6 protein-coding genes are annotated in these 12689 nt (G+C 34.3%); all 6 read left to right on the top strand.

Annotated elements, in window-relative coordinates; all coding sequences use genetic code 11:
- The first annotated feature begins 280 nt into the window (after positions 1-280).
- The 6 genes from BB050_RS16795 (at position 281) to BB050_RS16820 (ending at position 12241) form a co-directional block, all read left to right on the top strand.
- Positions 281-2956 (top strand): T9SS type A sorting domain-containing protein, encoded by a 2676-nt coding sequence (locus BB050_RS16795; RefSeq protein ID WP_066034377.1) that lies wholly within the window; start codon positions 281-283, stop codon positions 2954-2956.
- Between the two features lie 440 nt (positions 2957-3396).
- Entirely contained in the window at positions 3397-5352 is a 1956-nt protein-coding gene (locus tag BB050_RS16800) for an alpha-amylase family protein (protein ID WP_066034378.1), read from the top strand.
- Positions 5353-5363: 11 nt separating this feature from the next.
- A complete protein-coding gene (locus tag BB050_RS16805) occupies positions 5364-7334 on the top strand; it encodes a sialate O-acetylesterase (RefSeq protein ID WP_066034379.1) in 1971 nt (656 codons plus the stop codon).
- 19 nt (positions 7335-7353) lie between these two features.
- Complete coding sequence (locus BB050_RS16810) at positions 7354-9558, top strand: alpha-galactosidase (protein WP_066035210.1); 2205 nt, start codon at positions 7354-7356, stop codon at positions 9556-9558.
- 70 nt (positions 9559-9628) lie between these two features.
- A complete protein-coding gene (locus BB050_RS16815; RefSeq protein ID WP_008469304.1) occupies positions 9629-10645 on the top strand; it encodes a GntR family transcriptional regulator in 1017 nt (338 codons plus the stop codon).
- A 3-nt stretch (positions 10646-10648) separates the two neighbouring features.
- A complete protein-coding gene (locus BB050_RS16820) occupies positions 10649-12241 on the top strand; it encodes a solute:sodium symporter family transporter (protein WP_066034380.1) in 1593 nt (530 codons plus the stop codon).
- Positions 12242-12689: the final 448 nt, after the last annotated feature.

The raw sequence follows: 12689 nt of genomic DNA on the forward strand, positions 1-12689 counted from the left end.
TTGCTTGCCTACGATAAAATAAGGAATGCTAATTTCTGCATCGGAAAGTAAGTAAAAGAAAGATGTAAAGAATCCAAAATAAAATTTGCAAAAAGAGTTAAGATGTTCGTAGAAGTATTTTAACTCTTTTTTTATTGAAATTCAAAAATGAACGCTAAATAAATTATACAAATCTATTTAAACAACTCTTTTTTAGTGATATAGTAATATTTTTTTTGTATTATTGTAGTATAGTACAGTATAGTACTGTTGTAAATTTTACTAACTAATTAAGAAAACCATGCAAAAAATTACAAAAGAAACCGTCCCAGTTAAAAACATTCTAGCTTTAATGTTTTTTTTATTAACGATATGCTGCTGGGGGCAGACTTACGAATTTGAAAACGGCACTCGTACCGGAAATGCTGACATTCAAAACTGTGATTCCTGTTCAGGAAAAATAGTCGGTAATTTAGGAGGTACAGGAAGTGTCTCTTTAAACGTCAACGTAGCTACAACAGGCTGGTACAATCTGCAATTGTTTTACTGTACAGGAGATCCGCGTGCAATTCGGTTAACTGCTGGTTCAGCCACGGCTATTGCAATTCCATGTGAGCCAAGTGGAGGATGGAGCACAGCAGCTTCCAAAAATATAAGCGTCTATCTAAACAGCGGTACAACCACTCTGCTTTGGGATAATACCAATTCATGGGCTCCTAATCTGGATAAGTTTGTCTTGACACCATTAGCGGTTGGAACTAACCAAACTATCGCTTTTGGAACAAACAATAGTATTGTTTATAACCTCACTAATAAAACCTATAGCATAAAGTTTAATGGTGCAACTGTAATTAGCAATGCATCTGCTTATGCCAACAGTGATCAGCAATACTTGAGCAGTAATTTTGCTTCAGCGGTTTACACTTCAGAGCCGTTTACAGACAATATAGGAAACGGCACCAAACATATTTTTACTTTAAGTGGGAATTATAATCTTGGAATGCAACAGATTTTTTACACATACACCAATAAAAACTATTTGGCGGTGCAAGTGGTCTTAACAGGAAACGGATCAAACTGTTATAGAATGTCGCCTTTAACCAGTAATCAGATAACGCCAAATTTTGGAACAGGAGATACAAGAGCCGTATTTGTGCCTTATGATAATGATGCTTGGATCCGCTACAATGCTTATACTTTAAACTCAGCTGATTTTACAGCATCAGAAGTAACCAATATTTATAACAATACCAATCGAAAAGGACTTGTAATTGGTTCTTTGGAACATACCAAATGGAAAACAGGCGTTACGGTAAGTGGTGGAGGTTCTTCATCGGCATATGTTTCGGTTATTGCGGGTTGGACCAAACAAGATGTAACCAGAGATACAAGAGGTCATGGATGGGTAAATGTGGGCCAGACAAGCTGCCCTTCTCCAAAAGTTATGATTAATGCTACGGATGATTGGAGAACTGGATTTGAAGAATTTGCACAAGCCAACGCAGCAATGCAACCCAAATATATTTTTGACTGGACAGCACCAAAACCAATTGGTTGGAACAGTTGGGGAGCTATGCAGACCAATATCAACTTAACGAAGGCAAAAGCAGTGGTAGATTTTTTTCATAATGATTGCCCTGCGTTTAAAACGGAGGATAATACTTTATTCATCGACTTAGATTCGTATTGGGATAATATGAGCGATTCGGAGTTGGCACAATTTGTTACTTATGCAAAAAGTAAAGGATATAAGGCTGGGATTTATTGGGCTCCGTTTGTAGATTGGGGAAAATACAATCGTCAGGTTGAAGGAAGTTCATATACTTATAATCAGTGTTGGACAAAAGTCAATGGAAATCCTTTAGAATTGGATGGCGCTTACGCTATGGATCCGACAAGTCCTGGAACTAAGGCAAGAATTCAATATTTTATAAATCGTTTTAAAACTGCTGGATTCGAAATGATAAAAATTGACTTTTTAACTCATGCAAGTATTGAAGCGGATAGCTTTGCTAATAATCAGCTGCATACAGGAATGGAAGCGTATCAAGAAGGAATGAAATTCTTAATTGACCAAATTGGAGGAACGATGCTGGTTCAGGCAGCTATATCACCTAATCTCGCTACTGGTCCTTTTGTGCATGTAAGACGTATTGGATGTGATGCGTACGCGACAATAAGTGATACTGATTATACTTTGAATAGTACAACTTATGGATGGTGGCAAAATCAAATTTATGATTATATCGATGCAGATCACGTAGTTTTCGGAAACGCTTCAATCGGACAGAATCGTGCAAGATTATTAAGCAGTGTAGTTACAGGAACGGTAATTACTGGTGATGATTTTTCTGTTGCTGGACAATGGAAAACTACTGCGCAAAATCTTTTGCAAAATAATGATGTAATGGATGTCGCACGTAACGAAATGCACTTTATTCCTGCAGATGGAAATACGGGATATAATGCGGCGAATGTTTTTTCGGCTACGCATAATAACGTTACTTATGTCGCAGTTTTTAATTACAGCAATTCGGCTACGACAAATAATATCAGTTTGAGTCGTTTAGGGATTGGTTCAGGCAATTATACTGTTAAAGAACTCTATTCTGGAGCTACGAGTACAGCTCAAAGCACATTAAGTGTTCAACTACCTCAGGCTGATGCTGCGATTTATGCTATTTCTAGCGGGACATTAAGTACTCCAAGTTATAATTGGTCGAATGCTTCTACTAATTATGTTTTTCCTAATCCTGCGACAGAGAGTTTTAAAATTAAGTTTGATCAGGAAATTAATGGTCCAACAGTAATTTCAGTGCATAATATAGCAGGAAAAGAAGTTTGGAAAACTACTTTTATAAACAATGGAACAATTAGTTCAGAAATTCCCGTAAGCGGTCTTACAAAAGGCGTTTATGTAGTAAAAGTGAAAGCATCTGGACATCCTCAGCAAAATTTTAAATTTGTTAAGAATTAAAAATCTTTAAGTAACTTTTAAAAATCCCGATTTTCATTATGTTGAGAATCGGGATTTTTTGTATTGATGTTTTAGAATTTTTAAACGGCAAATTTGAAATATAGTACTTCTTGAGATGCATATTTTTTGTTTATCTTTTTTAATTTTTTATCCGTTTATTGTCAGATTGACTATTTTGGAAGAAAAAATAATTTGCGTTAAATAAACTTATTTATTGATTTATAGGAGTTTATGTTTTTGGAATCGGAAAAAATGAGCACTATTTTTACTTATATTCTTGCAGGGTTAATTTTAATTTGTATTATTGTAGTATAGAATAGTATAATAAACCAAAAAACTTATCTAATGAACCACTATCCTTTTCCTTTAAAAAAACTGTTTTTATCTATTTTTCTGGCAGTATTTTTTTGTATATCAGCTTTAGCGCAAAAAATATTACAATGACTTTTGGTAAAAACGGAATCATTATTTATGATGTGAAACAAAAAACGATTTCAGTAAGCCAATCTGGAAAAACTGTATTTAGCGGAGCAAAAACTTCTGTTCTGGTCAACGGAAAAACCGTAACGGCAGATTCATATCCGGATGCTATTTTTGCAAAACAAACTATTAAAGATGATTTAGGAAATGGTTTAAAATATACTTTAACTTATAAAGAGAAAAACAACCCAACTTTAATTCAGAGTTTTTATACTTATACCAATAAGTCTTACTTTATAACTCAAATAGAAATAATAAGCAACGGAAAACAAATTGCGACCAATTATATCTCACCATTAGATTTAGGCAAAATTGCTTTTGATAAAATTGAAAATCTGCATAGCGTTTTTGTTCCTTATGACAATGATGCTTTTATAAGTTATAATTCTAAAAAACTAGATACTATTTCTCAAAATACTAGTGCAGAAGTTGGAATTATATTCAATAACAATTCAAGAAACGGTTTTATTGTAGGTTCACTTGAACATACCGTTTGGAAAAGCGCTGTTAAAACAATCAATACAAATAAAGAAGCACAATTTTCAGCTTGGGCTGGGTTTTCAGAAAAAGAAATAACTAGAGATAGTATTGCGCATGGAATAATAAAAGGTGAAAAAGTTTTGTCTCCTAAATTCTTCGTCGGATATTATTCTGATTGGAGAGAAGGGATGGAAGAATATGCAAAAACAAATCGTATTGTAGAAAAACCTTTTGTTTTTACTTGGGATAAACCAACGCCAGTTGGCTGGAACAGTTGGGGCGTTTTGATGGAGAAAATTAATTTTGAAAACACGACTAAAGTTGCCGATTTTTTTGCGAACTCAATTCCGCAGTTTAGAGTAGGCAATACAGCTTATATTGATCTCGATTCTTTTTGGGATAATATGGTAAAAGGCGGATTTATAGGAGATTTTAGCAAATTAAAAGAATTTGCAGACTATTGCAAGAGCAAAGGTTTAGAACCTGGAGCCTATTGGGCACCTTTTACAGATTGGGGTTGGAAAGACGGCCCAAACCGTAAAGCAGAAGGCAGTGATTATACTTTTGGAGAATTGTGGACTAAAACCGGAAATACTTATTTTGATTTCGACGGTGCTCGTGCCATAGATCCTACACATCCTGGAACGCTTAAACGCGTTGATTACGTTATTAATAAGCTAAAAGCATGTGGTTTTAAAATGATAAAAATTGACTTTTTAGGTCACGCCGCTGCAGAATCGACTTCATTCTATGATAAAAATGTGACCACAGGAATGCAGGCTTATAAAGTAGGAATGGAACATTTAGTAAAAGCATTAGATGGACAAATGCTAATTTATGCTGCAATTTCTCCTAATATGGCTACAGGCCGTTACGTACACGTTCGCCGTATTGCATGCGACGCTTGGAAAACAATCGAGCAGACACAATACACATTAAATAGTGTCAATTATGGCTGGTGGCAAACGCATTTGTATGATTATATAGATGCAGACCATGTTGTTTTTGCAGATGTTACAGAAGGTGAAAATAGAGCTAGATTAATATCTTCGGTAATTACGGGAACATTAATTACGGGAGACGACTACAGTAAAGATGGAATCTGGAGCAAGCGTGCAAAAGATTGGCTTCAAAATCAGGAATTGCTTAAAATTGTTGCCAATGGAGTAGCTTTTCGTCCAGTAGAAGGAAATACGGGAAAACTAACAACTGAAGTTTTCGAACAAAAAATAGGAAATGATTGGTATGTGGCAGTTTTAAATTATGGTTCAGCAGCTAAAAATTTTGCTTTATCATTAGAAAGACTTGGTGTTAAGAACGGTAATTATAAATTGCAAAATCTTTTTACAGCCGAAACTGTTGAGATAAAAAAGAACAGTATAGACTTAAATCTTGGTGCTAAAGATGCTGGTTTATTTAAAATAGTAAAACGTTAATTTACAGATTTATGAGAAAATATTTTTTTAAGAAAACGGCTTTAGTATTTACCTTGTTTATTCTTTCCTCAAACGTAATAAACGCAACGGTTTCATTGCCATCTTTCTTTACAGATAATATGGTTTTGCAGCAAAAAAGTACAGTTCCTTTTTGGGGAGAAAGCGATAAACAATCAGTGTCTGTTACAACTTCTTGGGATAAAAAGACTTATAAAACAAATGTGGTAAACGGTAAATGGAATGTAGTTTTAAAAACTCCAGTTTATGGCGGCCCTTATACTATTGCAATAAATGACGGAGATTTAAAAACGCTGCAAAATGTTTTAATTGGCGATGTTTGGCTATGTTCTGGACAAAGCAATATGGAAATGCCTTTGGAAGGCTGGGGAAAAATCAATAATTATAAAGAAGAAATTGCAAATGCCAATTATCCTCAAATACGATTATTACAAGCCGAACATATCGAAAGCACTTTACCTCTAAACACACTAAAAGTGCAACACGATGGGTGGAATGTATGCAGCTCTAAAACTATTGCTGATTTTAGTGCAACAGCTTATTTTTTTGCTAGAAAAATTTATAAAGAAAAAAAGATTCCCATTGGATTGATTCATTCTTCTTGGGGAGGAACATTAATTGAAGCATGGACAAGTTCAGGAGCGTTAAGTACCATTCATGATTTTGATACCGAAATTGAAGCCATGAAATCTGAAACAAGCAGAGAAGCTTTAGAAAAAAAATACAATGCTGATTTAGCAGTTTGGGAAAAACATCTTGCTAATGCTGACAAAGGATATGAGAAAGAAAAAGCAGTTTGGGCAAAATCTAAAATTGATGATTCAGCTTGGAAAACAATGAAAGTGCCTTCTTTCTTTGACAGCAACGGCTTAGGAAATTTTGATGGAATAATCTGGTTTAGGAAAACAGTCAACATTTTGGATAATACTAAAGATTTTAAATTTAGTTATTATGCCGACGACGATGATATACTTTGGGTTAACGGAAATTATATTGGAGAAACTAAAGGTTATAATGTAGAACGCCATTATACCATTCCAGCGAAATATTTGAAGAAAGGTGAAAACCTAATAACAATAAGAGTTTTTGACGGAGCAGGAAATGGAGGAATTTACGGCGATGAAAATATCGCTTTAAAATCGGATAAAGAAACTATTTCATTGACCGGAGATTGGAAATATGTTATTGGTGTCGACAGTAAAGATTTGCCTGCAAAACCATATTTGGCTCAAGGGCAAAACCGACCAAGCGCCATATACAATGCCATGATTGCGCCTTTGTTAGATTATAAAATAAAAGGAGTAATCTGGTATCAAGGTGAGAGTAATGCCGAAAGAGCGCATCAATATCAAAAGTTAATGCCACTCTTGATAAACGACTGGCGAGACAAATTTAAAGACAAAAACCTTCCTTTTTTCTTTGTGCAACTGGCAAATTATAAAGAGAAGAAAAAACAGCCGGGAGATTCTGATTGGGCAGAATTAAGAGAAGCACAATTCCTGACCTTAAAAGTTCCCAATACAGGAATGGCTGTTACAACCGATATTGGTAATGGAGAAGACATTCATCCAAAAAATAAACAAGATGTAGGAGGGCGCTTGGCGAATATTGCTTTGGCGAAAGTGTATAATATCAAAATTGATTATTCGGGACCTCTTTATAAATCACATAAAATTGTGCATAACAGCATTGTTCTGGATTTTGATTTTAATGCAGGAATTAAAGCCAAAGAAAGTTCGCTGAAAGGATTTTCAATTGCGGGATCCGACCAGAAGTTTTATTGGGCAGAAGCAAAAATAGTTGATGGAAAAGTAGTTGTTTATGCTCAGGAAGTTCCAAACCCTGTGGCTGTAAGATACAATTGGGCAGACAATCCAGACGGAAACTTAACCAATGTATCAGGATTGCCAGCATCATCATTTAGAACCGATAATTGGAAAGGAATTACAGAAGGAAAAAAATAAAAAAATAACATATAATAAAATGAAAAAACAAAGTATCAATTTAAGGCAGTCTTTTGCGATAGCATTTTTTATTCTCACGAGTTATTGCAGTACAGTAACCGCACAACAGATTATTGCTGTAAAAACAAAAACTAATGCATTAGTTTTACAAGTAACACCAGGAAAAGAAGTTAACACTATTTATTTAGGAGAAAAACTGGCAAACGACTCGGATTATGCTAAAATACAAAGTCAGTTTCGTCAAGGAACGGATTATTCAGGAATTTATAACGCGGCTTACACTGCTTCTGGATCAAAAAATTTATTAGAACCTGCAATTACAGTCACACATGCTGACGGAAACACTTCTTTGGATTTGCTATATGTAAGTCACAAAACGAATGCGGTGAGTACAGGAGTTTCTCAAACCGAAATTACATTAAAAGATCCTGTTTATCCAGTTGAGGTTCATTTGTTTATTCAGGCTTATTATGATACTGATGTTATTGAGCAATGGACAACCATTCAGCATAATGAAAAAGGAAGCATCACTTTAAATAAATATGCATCGGCTAATTTATATTTGAAAGGATACAAAAACTTTTATTTGAATCAATATCATGGAGACTGGGCAAAAGAAATGCAGCCAGAAGAAACTAAAATTACTCACGGAATCAAAACTTTAGATACTAAATTAGGATCTCGCACCAATTTGTTTCAACCTTCTGTTTTTATGGTTTCTTTGGATAAACCAGCTACTGAAGATGAAGGGAAAGTTTTATTTGCAGGTTTAGAATGGTCAGGTAATTTTAGAACCGATTTAGAATTAGATCCATTGAATAATCTTCGTGTTATTTCTGGAATCAATAATGCGGCAGCAGCTTACAAATTAGCTAAAAGCGAAGTTTTTACGACTCCTAAATTTTGGTACACTTTATCATCAAAAGGAAAAGGAACTGCAAGCCGTAATCTGCACGACTGGTCAAGAAGTTACAAAATCTTAGACGGAAAAGAAGATCGTTTAACTCTATTAAATAACTGGGAAGCAACTTATTTTAATTTTGATGAAGAGAAATTAAAAGTGCTTATCGCTGATAGTAAAAAACTGGGAGTAGATATGTTCTTGTTAGACGACGGATGGTTTGGAAATACATATCCGCGTAACAATGACGATGCCGCTTTAGGAGATTGGGATGTTAACAAAAAGAAATTGCCAAACGGTATCGGAACTTTAGTAAAAACGGCTAAAGACAATCAGGTGAAATTCGGAATCTGGATTGAGCCAGAAATGGTAAGTCCTGCTAGTGATTTATATAAAAAACATCCTGATTGGGTTATCAAACAGCCGGGAAGAGCAGAACATTATTTCCGTAATCAATTGGTTTTAGATTTGGCAAATCCAAAAGTTCAGGATTTTGTGTACGGAGTTGTAGATAATCTTTTTACTGAAAATCCAGAATTGGCTTATATTAAATGGGATTGTAATGCTGTGATTTATAATGCTTATTCTAATTATTTGAAAGACAAACAGAATAATTTCTACACCGATTATGTAAACGGATTGTACAAAGTGCTGGAACGTATACGCGTAAAATATCCAAAAGTGCCAATGATGCTTTGTTCTGGCGGTGGAGGAAGAGTAGATTATGGTGCTTTGAAATACTTTACAGAATTCTGGCCAAGTGACAACACAGATCCTTTAGAGCGTGTTTACATGCAATGGGAATACTCGTATTTTTATCCAGCGCTTACTATTGCGGCACACGTTACAGACTGGGGAAAACAACCTCTAAAATACCGTACAGATGTTGCTATGATGGGAAAATTAGGTTTTGATATTGTGGTAAAAGATTTAAATGAAAAGGATTTGGCTTTCACTCAAAAAGCAATAAAAAACTATAACGAATTAAGTAATACCATCTGGCAGGGAGACCAATATCGTCTGCAGAATCCGTGGGATAATGATGCTGCTTCTGTAATGTTTGTCAATAAAAATGGTAATGAAGCTGTGGTTTTCAGCTATTCTGTTAACTCTAGATATGAAGCAGGAACTCATCTTCCAATTAAACTAAAAGGATTGCAGGCTGGACAAAACTATAAAGTAGAAGAAATTAACGTGTATCCAGATAAAAAACCAGTGGTAGAAACCGCTGTATATTCAGGCGATTTTTTAATGCAAGTTGGGATTAATCCGAATGTTACAGCATCAAACAGTAGTGTTGTTTTAAAAATTACTAAGGCCTAAACTAAATTTCAAACATTAGTATATATTTGTAATACAATATTTTCTAAATAAATACTTATTAAAACGATTTATGAAGCAAATTATTCAGCAGATCAAAAATCTTGAATCTATAAATTCCTTATCTAAGCATGAGCAATTGGTTCAGGGAATAATTAATGCCATTGATGAAAAGGTAGTCGTAAAAGGCGATTTACTTCCGTCTGTAAATACTTTTATAAGCGAACTAGGTTTTGCGAGAGAAACCATTGCAAAAGCTTATAAAGAATTGGTGCACAGAGGAATTATAGAATCGAAAAACCGATTGGGGTATTTTGTAGCTACCAATGATGTAAAGCAAGAATTAAAAGTGGCATTGCTGATATTTGCTTTTGATATTTTTCAGGAAATGTTTTACGAGAATTTTAGAAAAGGATTAGGTAAAAATGTGCAACTGGATATTTTCTTTCATCATAACAATTTTGATACGTTCGAAAATATAGTTCAAAGCATAAAAGGAAAATACGGAATGTTTGTTATCGCTCCGATTCCGAATAAAAAAACACCTGCTGTCTTAAAACAATTGCCTACAAACAGAGTGCTGTTGGTAGACCGTTTTATAGAAACAGATGAAGATTACAATTATGTTGCACAAGAGTTTGGAGATTCGTCTTACAACGCTTTTGTGCAGCTTAAAGATAAAATTAAAAAGTACGATGAATTGGTATTTTTCTTCAAGCCATCGTCTGCAGAACCTAATGAAATCTTAAATTCTTTTAAAAGATTTATGAAAGATTATGATATCAAAGGTGTCATAAAAGAAGAATATACAGCTGGCTCTCTGGAAAAAGGAAAAGTATATTTTACCATTCACAATTTGGAACTTTGGGAAATGCTGAAAGATTCTAAAATTAAAGGATTGAAGATTGGTAAAGACATTGGTTTTATTTCGCATAACGATGATATTGTAAAAGAGATCATTTTTGACGGAGTAACCACGTTTTCTACAGATTTCTCTGAAATGGGAAGAAGAGCAGCCGATTTTGTGCTGAACAGAAAAAAAACGCAGGAAATCATTCCAACAGTTCTTATCGATAGAAATTCGCTGTAATTTATGAATGTTTTATCGATTGTTAGTTTCCTACTGATTACGGGTTTAGTTGCCGTTATTTCAGCAATAAAAACGCGAAAAAAAAAGGTACAGACAACAAGCGGACTTTTTTTTGCAGACCATAACAATAATTTTTTCATAGTCGGAGGTGCTTTACTGCTCAGTAATATAAGTGCTAATCAGTTTATAGGTGAAAACGAATCTATTTACACCAATAACATGAGCGTGATAGCATGGGGCGTAAGTTCTGTGCTGGCGATGCTTTTGGTTGCTGAGTTTTTTCTTCCAATTTATTTTCGAACTGGAGCAATGACAATTCCCGATTATCTCGGAAAGCGTTACGATCAATCGACTAAAAGACTCGTGTCTATTATATTTCTTTGCAGTTATATTGTTAATTTACTTCCAGCCGTATTATATGGTGGAGCAGTAGCGCTGACTGGAATGTTTAATTTCTTGTCTCCATTTGGATTTAGTTATTGGCAGAACATTTGGGTAATGGTCTGGCTGATAGGTCTTACAGGTTGCGCTTATTCAGTTTTGGGCGGTTTGCGAGCCATATCGATCAGCGATACTGTTTTGAGTGTCGGTTTGCTGACTATTGGTATTGCATTCCCATATTTTGGTTTTAAATTTTTAGGAGATGGAGATTTTTTCAAAGGACTTCATATTCTGCTTTCAGAAAATAAAGAGCATTTAAATGCAATTGGTGGGCCTCAGGATGAAATTCCGTTAAGCACGATTTTTACAGGTATGTTTATCATGAATCTGTATTATTGGGGAATGGAACAATTCATTGTTCAGCAGGCTCTTTCGGCAAAAAGTCTATCGCATAGCCAAAAAGGGATGGGATTGGCTTGTTTAGGAAAACTATTATGTCCTTTTATAATTAATATCCCAGGATTAGTTGGAGTTCATCTTTATGAAAATCTGGAAAATACAGCAGAAGTTTTTCCTCTTGTCATTAAAGATACAATGCCGGGAATCATGATTGGTCTTACCGCAGCTGTTGTTCTTGGGGCAGCAATAAGTACTTTTAATGCAGGACTTAACAGCAGCAGTACTTTATTTGTTCTTAATCTTTACAAACCTTGGTTAGAGAAAAGAAATAAAGAAGCGACAGAGAAACATCTGGTTTACACAGGACGTAAATTTGAAATTATTGTTTCAGCTCTGGCTATGTTTTCGGCACCATTTATCATTTTTAGTAAAGCTGGTTTTTACACTTACTTGCAGCAATTAGGCGGTATGTTTTGTGTGCCCATTTTTACTATTATACTGATTGGTTTTGTATTTAAAAAAGTACCGCCTCAAGCAGCAAAAATAGGTATGATTTTTTTCATTTTGAGCTATATTATTTTCAATTATGTATTGGACATTAAATTGCATTATCTGCACATGCTGGCTCTTTTGTTTATTCTGACTTCATTCTGTATGCTATTGGTATCTAGGTATTATCCTGCGTATCAATACACCGAAATCAAATTAGAAACAGTAGAATTATCGGCTTGGAAAAATCGTTATTGGTATTTTGCTTTATTGATTATTGGCATGATAAGCATTTTTATTTTATTCTCTAAATGGGGAATAGCTTAGGTTTTAAGGTGCTGAGATGCTGAGGTTCTAAGGTTTAGGTGCAAAGGTTCAGAGGTTCAAAGATTTATGTAGAGACGCACTTCAGTGCGTCTTTTTTTATGTTTTAGGTTTAAAGCTAACAGTTTTTTAAAACCTGTTAGGTCTAATTAATAGACACATATTGAAAAGTTTTTTTTAAAAAAACGCATTTTGCATGTCTTTTAATTGATAAATTTCTTGAGAATGAGTTCTTAAATTTGTACACTTTTTTCCTTGGTTTTAATTGAACCTTTCTTCTTTTTTGTCTGACATTTCTTTAAATTATCATATCCTTTATTTTCTTTTTCCTTTTTTAGGTGCCGTATTTGTGGCAAAGCCTAAATAAATCAATAAAAAAAATAGCAAATTCTTAAAACATAAATTTGGATGTAATGAAAATATTTGTATGTTTGTAATGTTGTAGTATAGT

It is taken from the genome of Flavobacterium anhuiense (assembly GCF_001705175.1).
Taxonomy (GTDB): domain Bacteria; phylum Bacteroidota; class Bacteroidia; order Flavobacteriales; family Flavobacteriaceae; genus Flavobacterium; species Flavobacterium anhuiense.

What these genes read in the sequence shown, in the direction of transcription:
- BB050_RS16820 (WP_066034380.1), top strand. Translation starts at nt 10,649, where the DNA reads ATGAATGTTTTATCGATTGTTAGTTTCCTACTGATTACGGGTTTAGTT.
- BB050_RS16815 (WP_008469304.1), top strand. Translation starts at nt 9,629, where the DNA reads ATGAAGCAAATTATTCAGCAGATCAAAAATCTTGAATCTATAAATTCC.
- BB050_RS16810 (WP_066035210.1), top strand. Translation starts at nt 7,354, where the DNA reads ATGAAAAAACAAAGTATCAATTTAAGGCAGTCTTTTGCGATAGCATTT.
- BB050_RS16795 (WP_066034377.1), top strand. Translation starts at nt 281, where the DNA reads ATGCAAAAAATTACAAAAGAAACCGTCCCAGTTAAAAACATTCTAGCT.
- BB050_RS16800 (WP_066034378.1), top strand. Translation starts at nt 3,397, where the DNA reads ATGACTTTTGGTAAAAACGGAATCATTATTTATGATGTGAAACAAAAA.
- BB050_RS16805 (WP_066034379.1), top strand. Translation starts at nt 5,364, where the DNA reads ATGAGAAAATATTTTTTTAAGAAAACGGCTTTAGTATTTACCTTGTTT.